Annotated in this window: 20 protein-coding genes; 8 read left to right on the forward strand and 12 right to left on the reverse strand. The window is 67.3% G+C overall.

Going from position 1 to position 20,481, the window contains the following annotated elements:
- The first annotated feature begins 2 nt into the window (after window positions 1–2).
- The gene (locus tag F2P44_RS21010; RefSeq protein ID WP_167088998.1) at window positions 3–995 is read left to right on the forward strand and encodes an MBL fold metallo-hydrolase; all 993 of its coding nucleotides are present in this window, start codon (window positions 3–5) and stop codon (window positions 993–995) included.
- A gap of 38 nt (window positions 996–1,033) precedes the next feature.
- On the forward strand, window positions 1,034–1,444 hold the full coding sequence (locus tag F2P44_RS21015; protein ID WP_370662733.1) for a DsrE family protein: 411 nt from the start codon (window positions 1,034–1,036) through the stop codon (window positions 1,442–1,444).
- A gap of 35 nt (window positions 1,445–1,479) precedes the next feature.
- Here the strand turns inward: F2P44_RS21015 and F2P44_RS21020 are convergent, their stop codons facing one another.
- Window positions 1,480–1,878, reverse strand: a complete 399-nt coding sequence (locus F2P44_RS21020) for a hypothetical protein (protein WP_167089000.1) — start codon at window positions 1,876–1,878, stop codon at window positions 1,480–1,482.
- A gap of 27 nt (window positions 1,879–1,905) precedes the next feature.
- Window positions 1,906–2,538 carry a response regulator gene (locus F2P44_RS21025; protein WP_167089001.1) on the reverse strand — a complete coding sequence of 211 codons (633 nt, stop codon included), beginning with the start codon at window positions 2,536–2,538 and terminating at the stop codon, window positions 1,906–1,908.
- Window positions 2,539–2,728: 190 nt separating this feature from the next.
- Between F2P44_RS21025 and F2P44_RS21030 the strand changes: the two genes are divergently transcribed.
- Window positions 2,729–5,740, forward strand: coding sequence for a sensor histidine kinase (locus F2P44_RS21030; RefSeq protein WP_167089002.1), 3,012 nt, complete (start codon window positions 2,729–2,731; stop codon window positions 5,738–5,740).
- 165 nt (window positions 5,741–5,905) lie between these two features.
- Here the strand turns inward: F2P44_RS21030 and F2P44_RS21035 are convergent, their stop codons facing one another.
- The gene (locus F2P44_RS21035; RefSeq protein ID WP_229423666.1) at window positions 5,906–6,178 is read right to left on the reverse strand and encodes a c-type cytochrome; all 273 of its coding nucleotides are present in this window, start codon (window positions 6,176–6,178) and stop codon (window positions 5,906–5,908) included.
- Between the two features lie 120 nt (window positions 6,179–6,298).
- Between F2P44_RS21035 and F2P44_RS21040 the strand changes: the two genes are divergently transcribed.
- Together F2P44_RS21040 and F2P44_RS21045 are read left to right on the forward strand one after the other, a co-directional pair.
- Entirely contained in the window at window positions 6,299–6,877 is a 579-nt protein-coding gene (locus F2P44_RS21040) for a 2OG-Fe(II) oxygenase (protein WP_167089003.1), read from the forward strand.
- Window positions 6,878–6,911: 34 nt separating this feature from the next.
- On the forward strand, window positions 6,912–7,163 hold the full coding sequence (locus tag F2P44_RS21045; protein WP_167089004.1) for a DUF2164 domain-containing protein: 252 nt from the start codon (window positions 6,912–6,914) through the stop codon (window positions 7,161–7,163).
- A 500-nt stretch (window positions 7,164–7,663) separates the two neighbouring features.
- Here F2P44_RS21045 and F2P44_RS21050 read toward each other — a convergent pair whose 3' ends face one another.
- Entirely contained in the window at window positions 7,664–8,071 is a 408-nt protein-coding gene (locus F2P44_RS21050) for a response regulator (protein WP_167089005.1), read from the reverse strand.
- Window positions 8,072–8,382: 311 nt separating this feature from the next.
- On the opposite strand from F2P44_RS21050, the gene F2P44_RS21055 reads away from it, so the two are divergent.
- Window positions 8,383–10,047, forward strand: a complete 1,665-nt coding sequence (locus F2P44_RS21055; RefSeq protein ID WP_167089006.1) for a sensor domain-containing diguanylate cyclase — start codon at window positions 8,383–8,385, stop codon at window positions 10,045–10,047.
- Between the two features lie 58 nt (window positions 10,048–10,105).
- On the forward strand, window positions 10,106–10,732 hold the full coding sequence (locus F2P44_RS21060) for a GGDEF domain-containing protein (protein WP_167089007.1): 627 nt from the start codon (window positions 10,106–10,108) through the stop codon (window positions 10,730–10,732).
- Here F2P44_RS21060 and F2P44_RS21065 read toward each other — a convergent pair whose 3' ends face one another.
- Window positions 10,733–11,545, reverse strand: a complete 813-nt coding sequence (locus tag F2P44_RS21065; RefSeq protein WP_167089008.1) for a TlpA disulfide reductase family protein — start codon at window positions 11,543–11,545, stop codon at window positions 10,733–10,735. It abuts the gene before it with no gap.
- Between the two features lie 80 nt (window positions 11,546–11,625).
- Between F2P44_RS21065 and F2P44_RS21070 the strand changes: the two genes are divergently transcribed.
- Window positions 11,626–13,161, forward strand: coding sequence for a phospholipase D family protein (locus tag F2P44_RS21070; protein WP_167089009.1), 1,536 nt, complete (start codon window positions 11,626–11,628; stop codon window positions 13,159–13,161).
- On the opposite strand, the gene dsbD is transcribed toward F2P44_RS21070, so the two are convergent.
- Genes dsbD through mrtJ form a run of 7 tightly spaced genes read right to left on the reverse strand, consistent with a single transcriptional unit; the run spans window position 13,162 to window position 20,361 of the window.
- Complete coding sequence (gene dsbD / locus F2P44_RS21075) at window positions 13,162–15,021, reverse strand: protein-disulfide reductase DsbD (RefSeq protein ID WP_167089010.1); 1,860 nt, start codon at window positions 15,019–15,021, stop codon at window positions 13,162–13,164. It lies immediately after the preceding gene.
- 33 nt (window positions 15,022–15,054) lie between these two features.
- Window positions 15,055–15,945: an FAD:protein FMN transferase gene (locus F2P44_RS21080; protein ID WP_167089011.1), complete on the reverse strand. Its 891-nt coding sequence runs from the start codon at window positions 15,943–15,945 to the stop codon at window positions 15,055–15,057.
- Window positions 15,945–17,090 (reverse strand): DUF3570 domain-containing protein, encoded by a 1,146-nt coding sequence (locus F2P44_RS21085; RefSeq protein WP_167089012.1) that lies wholly within the window; start codon window positions 17,088–17,090, stop codon window positions 15,945–15,947. Before F2P44_RS21085 ends, F2P44_RS21080 begins: the two co-directional genes overlap by 1 nt.
- A gap of 17 nt (window positions 17,091–17,107) precedes the next feature.
- A complete protein-coding gene (locus tag F2P44_RS21090; protein ID WP_167089013.1) occupies window positions 17,108–17,338 on the reverse strand; it encodes a DUF4266 domain-containing protein in 231 nt (76 codons plus the stop codon).
- A gap of 5 nt (window positions 17,339–17,343) precedes the next feature.
- On the reverse strand, window positions 17,344–17,853 hold the full coding sequence (locus F2P44_RS21095; RefSeq protein ID WP_167089014.1) for a TlpA family protein disulfide reductase: 510 nt from the start codon (window positions 17,851–17,853) through the stop codon (window positions 17,344–17,346).
- A 21-nt stretch (window positions 17,854–17,874) separates the two neighbouring features.
- Window positions 17,875–19,983 (reverse strand): choice-of-anchor D domain-containing protein, encoded by a 2,109-nt coding sequence (locus tag F2P44_RS21100; protein ID WP_229423667.1) that lies wholly within the window; start codon window positions 19,981–19,983, stop codon window positions 17,875–17,877.
- 24 nt (window positions 19,984–20,007) lie between these two features.
- Window positions 20,008–20,361, reverse strand: a complete 354-nt coding sequence (mrtJ, locus tag F2P44_RS21105; protein WP_167089015.1) for a JDVT-CTERM system glutamic-type intramembrane protease MrtJ — start codon at window positions 20,359–20,361, stop codon at window positions 20,008–20,010.
- Window positions 20,362–20,481: the final 120 nt, after the last annotated feature.

Consider the following 20,481-nt stretch of genomic DNA (forward strand, 5'->3'; position numbering starts at 1 on the left):
CCATGAACTTCGCTACATCGACCATCGCCTGCCTGTGCGCGGCCTTGCTGGCGCACGCCGCCCCGGCTGCGGCGGCCACGCCGGTGCTGGTGCCAATCAAGGTGTCGCCGCACGTGTATTACTTCCACGGCGACTCGGGCATGGCCGATGCCGCCAACCAGGGATTCATGTCGAATGCGGGCTTCGTGGTCACGCGCGATGGCGTGCTGGTGTTCGATGCGCTCGGTACGCCGGCGCTCGGCGAAGCCATGATCAAGGCGATCCGCAAGGTGACGCCGCAGCCGGTGCGGCGCGTGATCGTCAGCCACTATCACGCCGACCATTTCTATGGATTGCAGGCGTTCAAGGCGCGCGGCGCGCAGATCTGGGCCCACGAACAGGGCCGCAGCTATCTGTCCTCGGACATGGCGGCGACCCGGCTGGCCCAGCGCAAGCAGGCGCTGGCGCCGTGGGTGAACGACGCCACCCGGCTGACCGGCGCCGACCGCTGGCTCAGTTTTGCCGGCGGCAAGAGCATCGCCTTCGAGATGGGCGGCATGCGCTTCCGGATCATCGACATGAGCGGCGCCCACGCGCCGGACGATATCATGCTGGCGGTCGACGACGACAAGGTGCTGTTCGCGGGCGACCTGTTTTTCGGCGGCCGCATTCCTTTCGTGGGCGAGGCCGACAGTCGCGTCTGGCTCGACGCGCTCGAGCGCATGCTGGCGCTGGCGCCGCAGGCCGCCATCCCCGGCCACGGCGAACTGTCGCGCGCGCCCGCCACCGATATCGCGCTGACCCGCGATTACCTGACCTTCCTGCGCCGCGTGATGGGAGAGGCGGTGGCCGAGCTGACCCCGTTCGACGAGGCATACGGTAAGATTGACTGGAGCGCGTTCGACAAATACCCGGCATTTGCGCAAGCCAACCGGCTCAACGCCTACGGCACCTATCTGTTGATGGAAAGGGAAAGCCTGCAGCAACAGCCGCATCCCGGCGCGCCCCCACCTTGATCGTTTTTACAGGAGTTTCTATGCAAATGTTACGCACCATGGCAGCCGTGATGATGGTTGCCGCCGTCGCCAGCACACCGGCCAGCGCCTTCGCGCGCGAAGAAAAAGTGGTCTATCACGTGACCGACAGCAGCAATGCGATGGGCGTGCTCGGCAACGTGCGCAATCACCTCAATGCCAGCCCGAAAGCGAAGATCGTGATCGTCACGCACGGCCCCGGCATCGATTTCCTGCTGGAAGACGCCAAGGACAAGAACGGCAATCCCTACGACGCGGTGGTGCAGGAACTGTCGAACCGCAACGTCAAGTTCAGGGTCTGCAACAACACCCTGGAAGGGCGCAAGATCGACCGCAAGCGCGTGCTGCCCGAAGCAACCATCGTCCCTTCGGGCGTGGCCGAAGTAGCGCGCTTGCAAACGCAAGAAGAGTTCGCCTACATCAAGCCCTGAAGCGGAGCCGCAGGCGTGGCTCCGGCCGCGCTGCGCTAGATCCGGCCCAGCAAGCGGCGCAGCGCGCCGTGCGCCATTGCCACCTCGGGCGAGTCGTGCAGCAACACCAGGTATTTGGTCCGGAACGGCGCTCCTGCCGGCGTGCCGGGCCCCACCAGTTCCTCGATCGCCGCGCGCCATCCGGCGGCGGCTTGCCTGGTCAGCTTGCCGGGTTCGTCCAGCGCCTCGTCCAGCGCGGCCATCAAGGCCGACATCGGCTGCAGCCAGGCGAAGTGGGGGTGATGGGTAATCAGTTGCAGATGCTCCAGGGCACTGCCGAGCGCGCCGAAGTACACCGTTTCCACGTCGATCAATGCCTTGTGCAAGGTGCGCAGGGCGCGCGGCAGCGCCTCCAGGCTGGCGCGCAGGGCGCCGTTGTCATGCTGTTCGTTCATCGTATTTCCGTGTTCCGCACTCATTGATTACAAACTCAGGATGCCGCGCCGTAGTGCGATCGTGGTGGCATGGGTGCGGTCCTTCGCCCCCAGCTTGGACAGCACGGCGCTGACATGCGCCTTGACCGTTTCTTCCTTGATCGCCAGGCGCAGGCCCACTTCGCGGTTGGAATTGCCGTCGGCGACCAGGCGCAGCACTTCCAGTTCGCGTCCCGACAAGTTGTCGCTGCCAAAATAAGCCGCCATCTCGGCCGCCACCTCGGCCGGAATATAGCGGTGGCCCGCATGCACCCGGTGGATAGCATCGGCCAGGTTGAGCCGGATCGCGCATTTGAGCAGGTAGCCGGCGGCACCGGCGCTTAGCGCGCGGGCGATGCGGGCGTCACCCTTGTAGGTGGTCAGCACCAGCACGCGCGCATGGCGGTCGAGCGCGCGCATGGCCAGCATGGCGTCGTACCCGCCCAGCACCGGCATCTGCAAGTCCATCAAGGTCACGTCCGGACGCAGGGAGATGAAGCGCTCGAGCGCTTGCTCGCCGTCGGCAGCCTGGCCGACGATCTCGATGCCGCTGTCGCCGGCCAGCAGCGCTGCGATGCCTTCGCGCAGCAGGCTGTGATCGTCGGCGATCAATACGCGGATGGGAAGGGCGGCGGGAGTCAAGATTAAACTTTCTTTAAGAAAATACTTCCGATGATGCCATGCGGGCCCGCCCGCCGCTTGGATCAGTTTGCTGCGTCAGCTTGCTGCGTCAGCTTGCTGCGTCAGCTTGCTGCGTCAGCTTGCTGCGAAGATATTGCCGCATCGCCACAATCCCGTATCACGCTGGCATTTTTCGCAACATGGAGTAAGTATGAAGGCATTTCCACGCTGGCAGCGGGCGCTGGCGCTGCTGCTGGCACTGGCCGCCGTACTGCCGGCCACGGCCGCCGTTGCCGCCGCGCGGCCCAGCGAGCCCCTGCCGCACGTCAAGCCGGGGCCGGCCCCGGCCCCGGCGATCACCCTGCATCACACCAGCTGGAGCGCGCGCGACGGTGCCCCGACCATCATTTTCGCCATGGCGCAGTCGCCCGACGGCTGGCTGTGGCTGGGCGCCAGTACCGGGCTGTTCCGTTTCGACGGGGTCAGGTTCGAGCGCTACGTGCCGCGCAGCGGCAGCCTGGCCTCGCCGGGCATCTCGTCGCTGCTGGCCCTGCCATCGGGCGAGGTGTGGATCGGTTACCGCAGCGGCGGTGTCGGCCTGCTCAAGAATGGCGTGCTGCGCCATTACGGCAGCGCCGAGGGGATGCCGCCGGCGTCGCCGCACGCGATCCGGCGCGACGCCCAGGGCCGCATCTGGGTGGGCAGCAAAGCCGGCCTGTTCCGGCTGAACGGCGCGCGCTGGGACAAGATGCCCGGCTTCGAGCAACTGGCCAACCAGCCGCATGCAATGATGACGGACAGCCATGGCCGCTTTTGGGTCGGCAACGTCGACACCGCCTTCGTGCTCGAACCGGGCGCCTCCGCATTTCGGCGCCTGCCGAATCTCCTCGACCTGAGCGGCAACCTGATCGAATCGCCCGACGGCACCATCTGGAGCAATGGCGGGCGCAACGACAGCCTGGACATCGTCGACCGGCGGCCGCTGGGGACGGCGCGCTTTCGCCGCGTCGGCGGGGAGTATTCCTCGCACATGCTGTACGACGCCGAAGGCGAGCGCTGGCTGCTGCGGCGCGAAGGCGTGGAGCGCAGCTTCAGCGTCGACGGCCGCACGCTCACCGAGCGCCTCACGCCGCAGCAGGGCTTGAGCGGCTACATCGTGTTCACCGCGCTGGAAGACCGCGAAGGCAATATCTGGGTCGCCAGCAACAGCGGCCTGGACCGCTTCCGCCGCACCAAGCTCGACGCCGCCGCCTTGCCGCTGTACTACGGCGGCGAAGCGCGCGCGCTGGTCGCCGCCGACCAGGGCGCCGTCTGGACCGATGGCTTCTATGTGCCCGGCGCGCGCTCGGTGCCGGTTCCCGCGGCCGAGATGCCCTCGAACGGCATCGCCGAGCTGACCTGCCTGTACCGCGACAACGACGGCATCATTTGGGCGGGCGGCCACCGCGGCGTCTCTTACCTTGACGGCAGCACCTTCAGCAAGCTGGCCGGCCCACCCGACACCGAGGGCCGCCCGGTGCACGCGGTCGCCAAGGAAGCCGACGGCACCATGTGGATCTCGTTCAACGGCGGCGGGGTCTACGAACGGCGCGACGGCGCATGGCGCAAGGTGGTGCCGTACGCCGACTATGCATCGCGCGGCGCGATGAGCGTCACCGCCATGGCCGATGGCCAGTTGTGGCTGGGCTACATCGGCAACCGCATCGCGCTGCGCGAGCAAGGCAAGTTCCGCCTGCTCGGCGCCGCCGAGGGCTTGCAGGTGGGCGTGGTGTTCCAGGTGTACCGGCACGCGGGCCAGACCTGGATCGGTGGCGACAGCGGGGCGGCGTACTTCGATGGCAAGCGCTTCCATCCGCTGCTGGGCGTGAATGACGAAAAATTCATGGGCGTCTCCGGCATCGTGGCGTCCGCCAGCGGCCAGTTGTGGCTCAATGGCAGCGAAGGCATCAGCGTGATCGAAGCCGCCGAGCTCAAGCGCGCTGTGGCCGAGCCCGGCTATCGGGTGCGCTTCGTGCGCTACAACCAGGAAGATGGCTTGACCGGTACCGCGCCGCAAATGGTGCCGGTGCCGTCGGCGGTGGCGGCCAGCGATGGCCGCCTGTGGTTCACCACCGCCAACAGCGTGGTCTCGGTCGACCCGGCCCGGCTGCGCCGCAACCAGCTGGCCCCGCACGTGGAAATGCGCAGCGTCACGGTCGAAGGCCACGACTATGCGGCGCGCGACGGCTTGCGCCTGCCGCCCGGCACGCAGCGTTTGCAGCTCGATTACACGGCCCTGAGCCTGTCGATGCCGGAACGGGTGGCATTCCGCTTCCGCCTGGAAGGGCAGGATGCCGGCTGGACCGATGCCGGCACCCGCCGCAGCGCCTTCTTTACCGGCATGGGACCGGGCCAGTACCGCTTCCAGGTGCAGGCCTCGAACGAAGATGGGGTCTGGAGCGGGACCGGCGCCATCTTCCAGTTCAGCATCGCGCCGACCATGACCCAGACGGTCTGGTTCCGCGCCGCCTGCGTGCTGCTCGCGCTGGCGCTGCTGTGGGCGCTGTACCGCTGGCGCATGCGCCAGCTGGCGGCGCGTATCCAGGGCCGGCTGCAAGTGCAGGTGGACGAGCGCGAGCGCATCGCGCGCGAGCTGCACGATACCTTGCTGCAAGGCGTGCAGGCACTGATCCTGCGCTTCCACATGGCCGCGACCAGGGTTGAGGCGCAGGAACCGGTCCGGCAACTGATGGACAGCGCGCTCGACCAGGCCGAGCTGATGCTGCAGGAAGGGCGCGACCAGGTGCAGGACTTGCGCGCGCATGACCATTTCCAGGCGGGCATGGCCAGCATGCTGGAACGCGAAGGCCAGCGCATGGCCGGGGAGCGCGGGGTGCGCTTTGCGCTGCGCGAGGAGGGCCGCGTGCGCGCGCTGCCGCCGCTGGTGGCGCACGAGGTGTACCGGATCGCCAACGAGGCGATCCTCAATGCCTTCCAGCACGCCAAGGCCAGCAAGATCGAGGTGGAACTGCTGTACGAGCGCAAGGAATTGACGGTTGTGGTGCGCGACAATGGCTGCGGCTTGCCGGCCGACGTGCTGCGCGACGGCGGCTTGCCGGGCCACTGGGGCTTGCCCGGCATCAGCGAGCGCGCCGAGCGCCTGGGCGCGAAGGTGCGCTGGACGTCGGCGCCGGGGCAGGGCAGCGAGATGCGCCTGCGGCTGCCCGGCACGCTCCTGATGTAAGGCGCTTAGTCGCCCTGGCGCGCCTGCGCCGCCAGGTGTTCGCCGATGAACCAGCTGTGCAGTTCATTGCTGCGCACCACCTGGCTGACGATCAGGTCGCTGCTGCCGTCGTCGCCCGCGTCGGCGCTGGCGCGGGCCAGCGGGCGCGCTTCGATCAGGATGGTTTCATGCGCGTCGAGCAGGCGCGCATCTGCGCATGGGGCCGCTCGCCGCTGCGGATTTATTCAATTGCAGTTCGATGTAGGCCGCTGACTGGCCCGCCAGGTTGGGATAGAGCGCGGCCGATGCCGTGTTGCCGCTGGCGCCGTGGCAGGCGGCGCAGCGTTGCAGCAGGGCTGGCGATGGCGCGCCGGCTGCGGCGACGCTGGCCAGCATCAGTCCCAGCGCGGCGGCGAGGGCGCGGGCAGCCGGCCGGCGACGGGGAAGGGAGGTCTGCATGATGGTTCCTTTTCGCCCGCGCGAGGCGCCATGGGTAGCGCCCGAGTATATGGCCGGCGCTGGAAGCGGTTCTTATACTTTGGTATAGTGCATTTCATTCCACCCGCACGGAAACATTGAATGCATATCGAAAAATTTGGGATGGGTGTATTTTATCTCCATGACTTTCTCAGCCCGCAAGAATGCGCGCGGCATATCGCCGAGAGCGAAGCGATCGGCTACACGGCGGCCGGCCTGACCACCAGCGAGGGTGACCGGATCAACCGCGATTACCGCACCAACGACCGCATCATCTATGACAATGCGGCGCTGGCCGACCAGCTGTACCAGCGCGCCGCACCGGAGTTGCCGCCGGCGCAGCGCGACTGGACACTGAGCGGTTTCAACGGGCGCTTCCGCTTCTACCGCTATCAGGGCGAGCAGTTTTTCAGCGCGCACAAGGATGGCAGTTTTGCCCGCAGCCCGTCGGAGGAAAGCTTTCTCACTTTTCTGATCTACCTGAATGACGATTTCACCGGCGGCCATACCGATTTTGCGTGGGAAAGCATCAAGCCCAAGGCCGGTTCCGCGCTGGTGTTTCCTCATCGCCAGATGCATCAGGGGTCGGCGGTGCAAGGCGGTACCAAGTATGTCTTGCGTACCGACGTCATGTATCACGCCCCGGCCGGCTACCTGCCGGAGCAGGATCAAGCCTGCTAAGCTGCGGCTCCCTTTCACACCATATGAAATAACGATGTCCATCAAACTGAACCAGGAAACCGAGGAGCGCCTGCTATCCTCCCTGCAACGCTATTGCATGAAGAATTTGGATGAGGAGGTGGGCGTGCTCAAGGCGCGCCTGCTGCTCGATTTCTGCCTGCGCGAAATCGGCCCGTCGATCTACAACCAGGCGGTCCAGGATGCGCAGGCGGTGATGCAGGAGAAAATCGCCGAGGTCGATACCAACTGCTACGAGACCGAATTTGCCTACTGGCAGAAAAAATAGCGGCTCGCCGCTACCCGCTCAGGCCCGGCGGTCGAAGATTGTTTGCATTGTTGCCGTCAAGGCTAGCATATCGTGGGCCTTGTTGAGCACCAGAGCGCCCGGCGCCACGCCGGGATGGATCTGCCCGGTGGCGAACACCACCGCCAGGCCCGGCACGATGTCGCGCGCATTTGCGCTAATACATTCCGCGGCAAGCCTGGCAGGCCGCGGCCGGCGATCATGACGTCGAAGCGCGTGAGGTCGAAGCCCGTTAGCGCCATCGCTGCCGAGCACCTCGGGTTGGCCGATCAGGTCGAGATACGTCTTGATGGCCGGCGGCCAGCCGTCGATCGGTCCTGCGGCGTGGCGGCCCAGCCGGGCGCGCCTGTAGCCGTTCCCGGAACCGAAAATATTACCTTTTGCAATGATTCTTGACCACGAACACGGTCGTGTTTGTGGTACGGAACATGGCGGCGGCGCGAACGCGCCCCGGCACGGTGGAATGGCCTTGCGCGCCGCTGTCAGGGCATGCGGTCGATCAGGTCCTTGATCGTGCCCGGGTTGACCGGCTTGACGAAATAATGGTCGAAGCCGGCGCCCAGCGAACGCTGCTTGTCGTAGGCCTGGCCGTAACCGGTCAGGGCGATCAGCACCGCGCCCGAGGTATCCGGCAGGCGCCGCAGGTTTTCCGCCAGTACATTGCCGTTCATGCCGGGCAGACCGATGTCGAGCACGCATACCTGGGGGCGCAGCTCGCGCGCCAGTTTCAGGGCCGCGTACGGATCGGTGGCGATGGTCACCGCGTAGCCGGACAGTTGAAGATAGGTGCCGAGCGTATCGGCGGCGTCGGCGTTGTCGTCGACGATCAGTATGCGTGGGCGTTCGGTTGCCGACGGGGTCGGACTTGTGGCAATGGTTTGTGGCTGCACTGTGTACACCTTTTGGTCTTCGGTTCGGTCACGAATCGGTCAGGCAGGGCGTGCTGGTCGCGACGCCATGCGCAGTTCCGTTAGTTGATGTGTCATTGGCGAACTCGCGGCGCGGGGGCTTGGCTTGCAAGCTCAGCCGGCGAGGAACCTCAACAATGTTCATATGTTACGCTTTTTTACAAAATTGTTGCGTTCGCTTGCGCAGCGCCGTCGCGCGCGCCGCCAGCCACACTTGCGGGCGTAGCGCGGTAAAATGGCGGGCGCGCGGAACTCCCTTGCGCCACTGCTTCCACTGCCGGAAAACCACGCCGATGCGCCTGACCCTCAACCCAGCCACGCTGAAATTCCGACTGACGGTGGTGGTCATCGGCCTGGTGCTGCTTGCCACCAGCGTGCTGACCTTCGTTTCCCTGTATCTTGCCGAGCGCCAGATGCGCGACGTGATCGGTTCCCAGCAAGTGGCGCTGCTCTCGAGCGCGGCCGCGTACATCGACGCCGACCTCGAATCGCGCCAATCCCTGCTCAAGACCCTGCGCGAGGAGCTCGGGCGCAGCGGCGGGCGGCCGCCGGGCGGGCTGCAAGCCTTCCTGGAAGCGCACACGACCCTGCGCGACGAGTTTTTCAACGTGCTGGTGCTCGACCATACCGGCACCATGCGGGCCAATATGAACGACCGGCGCACCAACGACACCATCAACTTTGGCAAGCGCGCCTACTTCACCGAGACCGTGGCGGCGCGCGAAGGCGTCATCTCCAAGCCCTTCAAGAGCGTCCTGTCGGGCAAGCCGGTGATCCTGATCACCGAACCGCTGTATGACGACGAGGGCAAGCTGATCTTCATCCTGGGCGGCGGCATCGACCTCCAGCGGCCGCGTTTTTTCGGCCAGCTCGAAGCGCTCGGATCGGGCGCGACCGGCTATCTGTTCATGCTCACCAGCGACGGCACCATCATCCACCATCCCAAGAAAGAGCGCATCTTGCAGCGCGTGCAAGAAGAAGCCGGCGGCGCCGTGGCCTCGACCATGGCGGCGCTGGGCGGCTTCGAGGGCTGGGTCGAAGGGCCGACCAAGCGCGGCGTGCGCGCCCTGATCACCTACAAGCGCTTGCGCAAGACCGACTGGATCCTGGGCGCCGTGTACCCGGTCGAGGAAGCGTTCACGCCCCTGATCCGCATGCGCCCGACCGCGCTGCTGGCCTCGGTGGCAGTGGCGGCGCTGGCCGGACTGGCCGGCTGGCTGGCCATCTTGCGCCTGCTGCGTCCCTTGGGCGGACTGCGCCGCCACGTGGCCGGCATTGTCGACGGCAGCGCCGATATCGAGGTGTTCAATGTACGCCGGCCCGACGAGTTCGGCGAACTCAGCCGAGCGTTCTACACGCTTTCGCAGCAACGCCGCCAGGCCGAGCTGAACCTGGAAGCCCAGGCCCGCACCGATATTCTCACCGGCATTGACAATCGCCGCATGTTCGAGGAAACCTTTGCTGCCGCCCTGGGACGGGCGGCGCGCAGCAACACCGCCATCGCGCTGGCCTACCTCGACATCGACCATTTCAAGGCGATCAACGATACCTACGGGCACAAGGCGGGGGATGAAGTCCTGGTCGAATTCGCCCGCCGCCTGCGCACGGCGGTGCGCTCGACCGACAGCGTGGCGCGCCTGGCCGGCGACGAATTCGTGGCCATCTTCGAGGGCTTGCGCGACGATATCGAACCGACAATCCTGGCTGAAAAGATCCTCGACATGGCGCGCACCCCCTTCCTGGCGGCCGGCGCCAGCTTGCAGGTGAGCACCAGCGTCGGCATCGCCATCGGGCGCGGCGGTGCGGCTGGTGCCGACGAGTATCTCGCGCTGGCGGACGAGGCGCTGTACGCGGCCAAGCAGGCCGGCCGCAACCGCTACGTCATGTGCCGTCTCGGCGCGGCGCCGAAAGGCGCGCCGCAGGCGACATCGCCGCTGCCGGCCACGGATAATGCTTGATTGCAGGTAACTCCGGCGTTAAGCTCTGGCTATCGGACCACCTCTTCAAGGAATTTACATGAGCACAGAATGCGACGGTTGCCCGGCATGCGCGCCCTTGCGCGCCAGGCTGGCTGAAAAAGAACAGGCAATCCTGGACCTGACCGAGTCGCTCACGCGCCACGACATCCTGACCGGCGCGCTGAACCGGCGCGCGCTGACCGAGCTGGTGGCCGAAGAATTGCAGCGCTCCTCGCGCACCGGCCAGCCGTTTTGTTTCGCCATGATCGGCATCGATCACATGAAGGAAGTCAACCACAAGTTCGGGCACGACATCGGCGACGCCGTGTTGCAGGGCATCACGCGCTCGGCCACCGAGTTGCTGCGTACGCTGGACCGCTTCGGCCGCATCGAAAGCGATCAGTTCGGCGTGATCTTGCCGGCCACCTGGCTGCACCAGGGCGTGCTGGCGATGAACCGCCTCACCGCCAAGGTGGCCGCTTTCGGCTGGGATACGCTCACGCCCGGCACCACGGTGACCTTTTCAGCCGGCCTGACCACCAATGCGCCGGCCGAAACGGCCGAGATGATGATCCAGCGCGCCGAAAAAGCCATGGCCGAAGCCAAGCAGGAAGGGCGTAACCGGACCGTGCAAATCGAGCAGGAATTGCCCGCCGGGTTGTTTGCCGCGATGGACGATATGTAATTACTCCGGCTTGCGCAGGCGCGCCAGCTTGCTCTCCAGCGAGGCGGACGACACGGCGCCGAGGTGTGAATCGGCAAGCCGGCCGCTGGCATCAAAAAACAGGGTGGTCGGCAGCGCGCTTGACCCCACCTCGCGTCCCATGCCCGAACTGGCATCGAGCACCACATTGACCAGCGTCGGTGCGCTGCCGTTTACGTACGCCCGCACGGTGTGCGCATCTTCGCCCTGGTTGACGAACACAAACACCACATTGCGCTCACGCTGCTGCGCGGCGGCCAGCAGTGGCATTTCGGCCCGGCAAGGCGGGCACCAGCTGGCCCACAGGTTGACCACCACCGGCCGCCCTTGCGCCAACGCCGCCAGCGTGACCGGCACGCCGGTGGGCGTGACCAGCGTCATCGCCGGCAAGCTCTTGCGTTCGCTTAGCTTGAGCAGCAGCGGCGCCCCCGACGTGAACCAGGCCAGCGCCCCCGCCAGCATGCCGGCCGCCAGCGGATTGCGCAGGCGCGGGTTGCGCAGCATGCGCCAGCTGCCGTAGGCCAGGCCGGCCAGCAGCACCGCCCACGGCGTGAAGCCGCCATCGCGGATATCGATGATCGACAGCGGCGCCGCGCGGTACTGCGTGAACCAGGTGGCCACGAACACGATCCGTCCCGCCACCAGCCCGGCCAGCAGCATGTCGAGCAGCACTTTTCCGGTCCTGACCTTCTGATGGCGCCCAACCCAGTTGCCAAGACCGCATGCTATAAGTAGCGATATCAGCAGCAGCAGGTGGGCGCTCTGGAAGCTGAATGGCCCCAGGCTGGCCGTCATGCTGGTGTATTTTTCATAGAGCGGGTCCGGATAGTTGAATGTCGGTATTATCGGGCACGGACAACAGTCCTGGAGGAAGCATGAAAACACGACCCATCCAGGCGCTGCGCGCGCTGGCGGCCCTGTTGCTGCTGGCGGCCACCCTGTCCGGCTGCGCCGGCCTGCCCGCGCTCGACAGCCGCGCGGCCAGCCAGTATATCGCCGCCACTGGCGACACGCGCCTGGGCGCGGCCATGGCGCCGCTGGGCGCCATGCATCCGGGCATGTCGGGCCTGCACTCGCTGGCCAACGGGCACGACGCCTTCGCCGCGCGCGCCATGCTGGCCGGCGCCGCCGAGCGCACCCTCGACGTCCAATACTATATCTGGCGCAACGATACCACTGGCATCCTGATGCTCAACGCGCTGCGCGCGGCGGCAGCGCGCGGCGTGCGCGTGCGCCTGCTGCTCGATGATAACAACACCAAGGGCCTCGACCCGATGCTGGCCGCGCTCGACGCCGATCCGCATATCGAGGTGCGCCTGTTCAATCCCTTCGCCATGCGCGAACACCGCGCGCTCGGCTTGCTGGGCGCGTTTTCGCGCCTGAACCGGCGCATGCACAACAAGTCCTTCACCGCCGACAACGCGGCGACCATCATCGGCGGGCGCAATATCGGCGATGAATACTTCGGGGTGGAGGGCGGCATGCTGTTCGTCGACCTGGACGTGCTGGCGGTCGGCCCGGTGGTCGACGCCGTCTCGCGCGACTTCGACCGTTACTGGAACAGCCGTTCGGCCTATCCGGTCAGCCTGCTGGTGGGGCCGGCGGCGGGTGGCGCGCAGCGGCTGGCGGCGCAAGGGGACGAGGCGCGCGATTACCTGGCGGCGGTGCGCGCATCGCCGTTCGCGGCGCAGCTGGCCGGGCGCAGCCTGCCGTTCGAGTGGGCCCGCACCACGCTGGTGAGCGACCATCCGGACAAGGTGCTGGGCACGGAAGCGCCGGAAACCCGGGTGGCTTACCAGTTGCGCCGCCTGCTGGGCGAACCGGCCAGCACGGTGGAACTGGTATCGGCGTATTTCGTGCCTGGCAAAACCTGGGCTGCCAATTTCGTGGCGATGGCCGCGCGCGGGGTGGAGGTGCGCATCCTGACCAATTCGCTCGAAGCGACCGACGTGGCGGCCGTCCACGCGGGCTACGCCAAATGGCGCAAGCCTTTGCTGGAAGCGGGTGTGACGCTGTATGAGCTGCACCGTGGCGTCGACGGCGGGCCCGATGCGGCGAAAAAGGGCAAGCTTGGCAGCTCCCGATCGAGCCTGCACGCGAAGACGTTTTCGGTGGACGGCAAGCGCGTGTTTATCGGCTCGTTCAATTTCGATCCGCGCTCGGCCGACCTGAATACCGAAATGGGCTTCGTCATCGAAAGCCCGGCGATGGCTGCGCGCATGGCGCGCGTGCTGCGCGAACAGGTGCCGGCGCGCGCCTACCGGGTGCGCCTGGCGCCTGGCGGTGCGTTGTACTGGACCGAGCGCGTGGGGGATAAGGAAATCCGCCACGACACCGAGCCCGGTACCGGCTTCTGGCAGCGCGCGGCGGTCGGCATCCTGTCGACGCTGCCGATCGACTGGCTGCTGTAATCAGCCGGCCGTGCCGTGCGCCGCCTGCAGGCGCTCGGCGAAGCGCTGGGCCGGCACGAAGCCGATGATGCGCCCTTGCGGCACTTCCTTGCCCTTGGCATCGAACAGGATGATGCCCGGTGGCCCGAACAGGCTGAATTTTTTCATCAGCGCGCGGTCGTCCGCATTGTTGGCCGTCACATCCACCTGGATCAGGCGCATTTTCTTCATCGATGCGGCCACCGCGCCGTCCGGGAAGGTCATGCGTTCCATCTCCTTGCAGGCCACGCACCAGTCGGCGTAAAAGTCGAGCAGCACCGGCGTGCTGGTATCGGCCAGCGCGCGTTCCAGTTCGGCCACGGTGCGGATGCGGGTGAACTGCGGACCGCTCTCGGCATGCGCGAGCGCCGTGCCGCCGGCGCCGCCGCCGCGCAAATGCGCCAGCGGTTGCAGCACATCGCGTCCCGAGCTGGCCGCGCCGGCCAGCTCGAACAGGCCGCCGACCAGCATCAGCACGCCCAGCGCCTTGCCGGCATATGCACCAGCCCCGCTGTGCGGCGGCAGGGCCTGGCCCACGTGCAGGAACAGCGCGCCCAGGATCGCAAAGCCGCCCCACAGCGCCATCATCACCGGCACCGGGAACACCGGCGACACCATCCAGATGGCGACCGCGATGAGCAGCATGCCGAACACCTTTTTCACGCCATTCATCCAGGCGCCGGCGCGCGGCAGCAGGCTGCCGGCCGACAGGCCGGTGAGCAGCAGCGGCACGCTCATCCCGAGCGCCATCGAAAACAGGGCCCAGCCGCCGATCCAGGCGTTGCCGGTCTGGCTGATGTAGAGCAGCGCGCCGGCCAGCGGACCGGCCACGCACGGACCGACGATCAGTGCCGACAGCGCGCCCATGATGAACACGCCCACGAAGCGTCCGCCGCGCACCGCGCCGCCGGTACTGGAGAGGCGCGTTTGCAGTGCGCTTGGCAGTTGCAGCTGGTAGACGTCGAACATCGACAGCGCCAGGCCGACCAGCAGCGCGCCGAAGGTCAGCAGCACCCACGGTTTTTGCAGCGCGCCGGCCAGGCCTTCGCCCGCCAGCCCGGCACCGACGCCCAGCGCCGTGTAGACCAGCGCCATGCCGAGACAATAGGCGCAAGCGAGCAGCAGGCCGCGCCCGCGCGAGACCGAGCCTTCGCCGACGATGATCGACGACAGGATCGGCACCATCGGCAGCACGCACGGCGTGAACGACAGCAGCAGGCCGAATAGAAGGAAAGCGCTGCCGATGCGCCACAGGCTACCGCTTTGCAGGGTGCGCTGGGCGAGGGTGGTGTCGTCTTCGGGTGCGGCGGCGCTGGCCGCTGTATTGCCCGATGCGCTGGCCGCCGGTGGCGCAGCTGCGGCCGGGGGCGGGGCCTCCGTCCGCGCTGCCAGCACGCCGGGTTTGGCCGGATCGACCAGATAGGTCTTGGTGACCGGCGCGTAGCACAGGCCCGCGTCGGCGCAGCCCTGGTAGGCGACGTTCAGGGTGAACGGCTTGCCCGGCGCCGGCGACAGTGCCACGTCGAGCTGGCCCTGGTAGGTTTCCATCTCCTTGTTGAAGTTCTCGTCGAACTTGCGGATGCCGGCCGGCAGTGCCGGTGCGGGGATGGCTGGGTCGCCGGCGGCGCCGGTGAAGGCCAGCCGGTCGCGGTACAGGTGGTAGCCGGGCGCGATGGTCCAGCGCAGGGCTATCGCCCCGCCGTCACGCACCTCGGTGCGCAGCACGAAGGCTTGTTCGGGGTCGAGGAAGTCGTCGGCCGCGGCGGCCTTGCCCGCCCAGCCGGCAAAGGCGAGCATGGCCAGCAGCGAGAGCAGCCATCTCAGGAAGGGTGCGGATGTCATGGTGGTTCTCCAGTAGTTAGTTCGGTAGTTGGCTCAGGCATCCTTGCGGAAGCACTGGCCTTGCTGGTCGATGGCGAGATAGGCCATGCCGGAGTTGTCGAGGAAGGCCAGTCCGTCCTCCTGCATCAGCATGGCGATGGTGGAACAGCTGCCGGCGGCAATGGCCAGGGGCCCGAGCACGCTGACCGAGCGCCAGTGCGACACCGGCATGCCGCTGCGCGGGTCGAGCACATGGCAGTAACGGCGTGCGCCGATGTCGATGAAACGTTCGTAGTCGCCACTGGTGGCCAGCGCACCGCTGGCAATCGGGATCGCGCCAGCCAGGCGTTCGGTGTCGCGCGGGTCTTGCACGCCGATCGACCAGGGGGCGCCGCTGGGCTGCGGCCCGATGATGCGCAGGTCTCCCCCCAGGTTGACGTAGCCGTAACGCACGCCGTTTGCCGCCAGCAGCGCCGCCGCGCGGTCGGCCGCGTATTCCTTGCCGAAGCCGCCGAAGTCGATTTCCATCCCCGCTTTGGCCAGGCGGATGGCGCCATGCTCGCGCTCGACGTGCTGCCAGCCGACCAGCGGCAGCAACGCGTCGAGCGCCGCCTGCGCCGGCAGCTCGGGGCGGCGGAAGTCCCAGGCACGCCGCAGCACGCCCGAGGTGATGTCGAACAGGCCGCCGCTGGTGGTGTGCAGCACGCAGGCGTAGTCCAGCAGGGCATTGGTCTCGTCGTCGCAGGCCACCGGGTCGCGTCCGGCGGCATTGTTGATGCGGGCCACAATGCCGCTGGTGCGGTAGCGCGAATAGGTGTGCTCGATGCGCAGCACCTCGTCGATGGCCAGCTGCGCCAGGCGAGCGCCATCGACGCCCGGCGCGAGCGCCAGGCGCAGCTCGCAGCGGCTGGCCATGGCCTCGAAGGGGAATGCCTGCACGTCCATTACCACTGCCGCGTGAGGCCCAGCTGGATGCTGTGGGCGCGCAACGGCTCCAGTCCCGGGCTGCCTTTGTCGAACAGGCGCCAACTGCCGCGCTGCTGATAGGCTTCCAGCTTGACGTCGACGATCCAGTCGCGGCCGAGCTGCTTGGCGACCTTGATCCCCAAGGTCACGGCGCCGAAACCCGACAGGCGCTGGTCGGCCGACGAGTAGCCATCGGGGTTGCTGGCATAACCGGGCCGGAATGGCTCGCCCAGCACGCCGTCGTACACCGGATCGAAGTAAAAGCGCGCCGCGCGCTGCGAATACAGGCGCGCCGACGGGGTGACGATCCAGCCCTGGCCGACCGGCTGTACGTACTCGCCGCCGAAGGTATGGGCGCGGATGCCGTAGTTATCGGTGTAATAGCGGTAGTTGACGCGGCTGGTGCCGCCGGTGGCGGCGTGGTGATGGTTCCAGCGTCCCATCAGCGTGCTCTGGTTGCGCTGGCGCGGGCGGTTGTCGAACGCCTTGTACGGGTCCGAAAAATAGCCGTGGCCACGGTTGTGGGTCACGGTCAGCTGCGCCAGGTCGTTCGGTCCCATGACCTGCGTGACGCCGGCGAGGAAGTTCACGGTCTGGCGCGATTCGTCGCGCACGATGAAGTTCACCGGATTGATCGAATCGTCCGAGCCGCCCATGCCGAGCGACCAGGTGGTGTTCTTGTCGTCGCTTGACATGGTGCCGGTCACCGACAGGGCGCGCGAGTCGTAGTCATGCTCGGTCGAGTAGGCCGCGCCGACGGTCAGGCTGCCGCGCGAAAAATAGCGCGTGACGGCGGCATCGCCGGCCTTGCGGTCGTCGCTCATGCGCGAGGCGCCCGAGACGGCCGTGTGGTAGCGCGGCGACGCGCCGGAGACATCGTCGGCCGTCAGCGAACCGGCCACCGACCAGACGCCGGCCACCGGAGCGACCACGGAAATCGATGGCGCGCGCACGCGGATGCGGTCCATGCCGGACTGGTTCTCTTCGTAACTGAGCAGCTTGACGCTGATGGAGCCGTGCTCCGGCGGCGTTTCGGCGTGCACCAGGCCAGGCAGCATCAGCGCCGCCGCCAGGAGGGCGTGGCCAAGGGCCGCGGGTTGTGCGGGGGGCAGTGGGGTGGTCATGTGCTTGTTCATTCCTCTTAGTTGCAACCGCAGCCGCCGCCGCCGACACCGCTACCGCCGGACGCCGCCTCGCGGCTCGTGTAAATATGTTCGTTGAAGCGCGTTTCGAGGCCGTCGCCTTCCATCAGCATTTCCGGCTTGGCCAGCGTGCCCTTTTCCCAGGCTTGCACCGGCGTGATGGCCGAGCAGCCGGTGGCGCCGGCGGCCAGCGCCGCCAGCGCGCCGAGGCGGCACAACATTACGCTCATCGTCTTCATTTTTTCGCTCCCAGTGCAGCCTTGATCTTGGTTTCCAGCTGGTCGCGGTCGGCGGCCTTGAAGCCGCTATGCTCGAACAGCACCTTGCCGTCCGCGCCAATGAGCACGCTGCTCGGCATGCCCTTGACGCCGTAGCTGCGCGGCGTGGCGCCGGCCGGATCGAAGCCGATCGCGAACCTGGCCGGGGTGGTGGCCAGGAAGCCGCGCGCGTCGTCCACCTTGGCGTCGACGTTGACGCCGACGATCTGCAGGCCTTGCGCGCCGTACTTGGCCTGCATCTCGTTCATCCACGGGAACGATTGGCGGCACGGGCCGCACCACGATGCCCAGAAGTCGAGGTAGACCACCTTGCCGGCGTATTTTTCGAGCTTGACCGCGCCATCCGGCCCCGCGAGGTCGAACGCCGGTGCGGGCTTGCCCGCATCCAGCGCACTTGCCGGCACCGCCAGCAGCGCCAGGACGAGGGACGCGGCCAGCGCGCGTGTATTGCGTTTGAAGTTGTTCATGCCAATTCCTAAAGTGATCGGTCAGGGCTGCGCCGGATTGCGCCGGCGCCAGAAGAGGACGGCTGCCGCCATCAGTGCCAGCAGGGCCAGCATCGGGTCGCTGCCGTCGCGTACGGACGAACAGCCACCGCCGCCCTGGTTTTGTGCCGGCGGCGCATTGGCCGCAGTAGCCGCAGCCTGGCCGGCCAGCGCGATGGTCCAGCTGCCGCCGCCATCTGCCTGGAGCACGACGCTGCCGTTGCTGGCGCCGGCGGCGGCCGGGGTGTAGCCGATCACCATGTCGCACGATGCACCCGGTTGCAGCGCAAACGGCAAGGCCGGGCAGCCGCTGGCACCAAGCACGCGCGCGAATGGCCCGCTGAAGTTCGCTGCCGACAGGTTGATGGCCGCGCTGCCCGCATTACTGAGCGTGAAGCGTTTGGATGCCGCGCTGGCGCCGAAGTCGAATGATTGCGGCGCCAGCGTGAGCGCCGGCGCGGCGGCGATAGCGGTGCCGGTACCGGTGAGCGGCAGAGAAAACTGCGTGCCGCCGTCGGTGAGCAGCAGCAGGGTGGCGCTGCGCGCGCCCGGTGCGCCCGGCTTGAAGCTGGTCTCGATGGTGCAGCTGGCGGCGGGGCTGACGCTGCCGTTGACGGCGCACGAGCCGCCCAGGACGAAATCGGCGCCGTTGGTGCCATCGGCCACCAGGGTGGCGATCTTGAGCGCGGCGGTGCCGGGATTGCTCAATACCGTCGTGTGCGGCGCGGCGCTTTTGCCGACCTGGATTTGGCCGAAACCGATCGGGCCCGCGTCCGACAGGGTTGGCTTGGCGACGGCGGCGCTGGTGCCGGCGCCGCTGACGCCCACCTGCACGCTGCCGCCGTTGAAGCTGGCCACCAGCGTGGCCGTGACCGCGCCTTCGGCCGTGGGCGTGAACAGCAGCGGCACGCCGCAGCTGGCGCCAGGTGCCAGCGCCGCGCCGCAGTGGTTGCCCGGCGCCAGGCTGATGGCGGCGGACCCGTTGACGGCGAGCGAGGCGAATGTCACGGCCACGTTGCCGGTATTGGTCAGCGCGATGGTTTGCGTCGCGCCGGCCGCGCCGATGGCCTGGCTGCCGAAAGCGAGCACGCTTGGCGTGGCGCTTGCCGCCGCTGCCGCGCTGGCGCCGCTGCCGGCCAGGCCGATGGTGACGTTGCCGTTGGCGGCGTTCGACGCCAGGTTCAGGCTGGCCGCGAAGGCGCCAGTAGCTGTGGGCTGGGCGCGCACCGTCAAGGCGCAGGTGGCGCCGCTGGCGAGCGGCTTGCTGATCGCGCAGTCGCCGCCCAGCGTGAAGATGGCGCTGTTGGCGCCCGTCAGCGTGATGGCGCTGAAGGTGAGGGCGGTCTGGCCGCTGTTACTGACGGTGACGCTCTGTGGCGCGGACGCCACGTTGGTCACCAGCGCGCCGAAATTGAGGCTGGCGGCCGACACGCCGATGGTGGCCTGGGGCGATGCATTTCCGGTGCCGCTCAGGGCCACGCTGCTGCTGCCGCCGGTGCCGTTGTGGGCCACTGCCAGGCTGGCGTTGCGCACGCCGGCCACGCTTGGCTTGAAGCTGACCAGCACCGTGCAATCGGCGCCGGCGGCGAGCGCGCCGCCAGGGGCGCAGGTGCCGCCGGCGATGCTGAAATCGGCGGCGGCCGCGCCGGTCACGCCGATGGTGTCGATGTTCAGGGTGCCTGAGCCGGTGTTGGCCAGGGTGGCGCTCAGGGCGCTGCTGGCCTGTCCGAGCGCGGTGCCGCTGAAGGCCAGGCTGGCGGGGTTCAGGCTGGCCGCCGGCGCCGCGACGACGCCCGGATTGCCAATGAAGGCCGCCAGGTCGGCCAGGTCGACTGCGGTGAATTTACCGGCGTAGATATTACCCATGCCGCCCTTGTTGGCGGCAATCGCGGCGCTGATGGCGGCCGGATTATCGGCCGCGTTCAGGATCTTGCTGACGTTCGCCGCCGGTGAGGCGGTGTGGCAGCGGGCGCAGGCTGCGCCGCCGCTCGGGGGGCCGTTCAGGTACAGGCTTTTTCCGTGCAGGGCATCGGCCGCGTGGGCCTGGCCCATCGCCAGCAGCGCGCACAGCCCGGCGCCGAGGCCGGATTGGTTCAGTCGAAATCCCGTCATTGCTACTCCTGGTTGATGTATTGATTAATAGGTGCTGAAACTGCAAAAACTCAGTGCGAAACCGTTACACAGCGCGTGGACCAGGGCGCACAGCCGCCAGTCGCGCCAGCGGCGATAAACCAGTCCGAAGGCGAGGCCCGGCAACAACACCGCCGTCACCGCCTGCCAGCCCGAGGCCACATGCAGCAGGCTGAATGCGAGCGCCGGCACGCCCAGGACCAGCGCCGCGTGCAAGCGCCGCCGCATCAGCCATTCCTGCAGGCCGGCCCGCACGATCCATTCCTCCAGCAAGGGGGCGAGCAGCAACAGGCGCAACAGGCTGGCCGCCGAGTGATCGAGCAATTGGGGGCCGCACAGGGCGGGGAGGGCGAACAACATGCGGTCCTTGGTCGTCTTGTTGCTCGGTCAATACGCGCCCGCAGCCAAAAGGTTCAATGCTTTTTCAAAATATTTTGTAAAAATAGCCACGTGTAGAATCGTTGCCTGGGTCGGAACACC

The sequence above is a fragment of the Massilia frigida genome (assembly GCF_011682175.1).
In the GTDB taxonomy this organism is placed as follows: Bacteria; Pseudomonadota; Gammaproteobacteria; order Burkholderiales; family Burkholderiaceae_D; genus Telluria_A; species Telluria_A frigida.

What these genes read in the sequence shown, in the direction of transcription:
- F2P44_RS21055 (WP_167089006.1), top strand. Translation starts at nt 8,383, where the DNA reads ATGCGCCTGACCCTCAACCCAGCCACGCTGAAATTCCGACTGACGGTG.
- F2P44_RS21065 (WP_167089008.1), bottom strand. Translation starts at nt 11,545, where the DNA reads ATGACGGCCAGCCTGGGGCCATTCAGCTTCCAGAGCGCCCACCTGCTG.
- F2P44_RS21095 (WP_167089014.1), bottom strand. Translation starts at nt 17,853, where the DNA reads ATGAACAACTTCAAACGCAATACACGCGCGCTGGCCGCGTCCCTCGTC.
- F2P44_RS21080 (WP_167089011.1), bottom strand. Translation starts at nt 15,945, where the DNA reads ATGGACGTGCAGGCATTCCCCTTCGAGGCCATGGCCAGCCGCTGCGAG.
- F2P44_RS21020 (WP_167089000.1), bottom strand. Translation starts at nt 1,878, where the DNA reads ATGAACGAACAGCATGACAACGGCGCCCTGCGCGCCAGCCTGGAGGCG.
- F2P44_RS21070 (WP_167089009.1), top strand. Translation starts at nt 11,626, where the DNA reads ATGAAAACACGACCCATCCAGGCGCTGCGCGCGCTGGCGGCCCTGTTG.
- F2P44_RS21010 (WP_167088998.1), top strand. Translation starts at nt 3, where the DNA reads ATGAACTTCGCTACATCGACCATCGCCTGCCTGTGCGCGGCCTTGCTG.
- F2P44_RS21030 (WP_167089002.1), top strand. Translation starts at nt 2,729, where the DNA reads ATGAAGGCATTTCCACGCTGGCAGCGGGCGCTGGCGCTGCTGCTGGCA.
- mrtJ (WP_167089015.1), bottom strand. Translation starts at nt 20,361, where the DNA reads ATGTTGTTCGCCCTCCCCGCCCTGTGCGGCCCCCAATTGCTCGATCAC.
- F2P44_RS21085 (WP_167089012.1), bottom strand. Translation starts at nt 17,090, where the DNA reads ATGACCACCCCACTGCCCCCCGCACAACCCGCGGCCCTTGGCCACGCC.
- F2P44_RS21015 (WP_370662733.1), top strand. Translation starts at nt 1,034, where the DNA reads ATGGCAGCCGTGATGATGGTTGCCGCCGTCGCCAGCACACCGGCCAGC.
- dsbD (WP_167089010.1), bottom strand. Translation starts at nt 15,021, where the DNA reads ATGACATCCGCACCCTTCCTGAGATGGCTGCTCTCGCTGCTGGCCATG.
- F2P44_RS21060 (WP_167089007.1), top strand. Translation starts at nt 10,106, where the DNA reads ATGAGCACAGAATGCGACGGTTGCCCGGCATGCGCGCCCTTGCGCGCC.
- F2P44_RS21040 (WP_167089003.1), top strand. Translation starts at nt 6,299, where the DNA reads ATGCATATCGAAAAATTTGGGATGGGTGTATTTTATCTCCATGACTTT.
- F2P44_RS21045 (WP_167089004.1), top strand. Translation starts at nt 6,912, where the DNA reads ATGTCCATCAAACTGAACCAGGAAACCGAGGAGCGCCTGCTATCCTCC.
- F2P44_RS21100 (WP_229423667.1), bottom strand. Translation starts at nt 19,983, where the DNA reads ATGACGGGATTTCGACTGAACCAATCCGGCCTCGGCGCCGGGCTGTGC.
- F2P44_RS21090 (WP_167089013.1), bottom strand. Translation starts at nt 17,338, where the DNA reads ATGAGCGTAATGTTGTGCCGCCTCGGCGCGCTGGCGGCGCTGGCCGCC.
- F2P44_RS21035 (WP_229423666.1), bottom strand. Translation starts at nt 6,178, where the DNA reads ATGCAGACCTCCCTTCCCCGTCGCCGGCCGGCTGCCCGCGCCCTCGCC.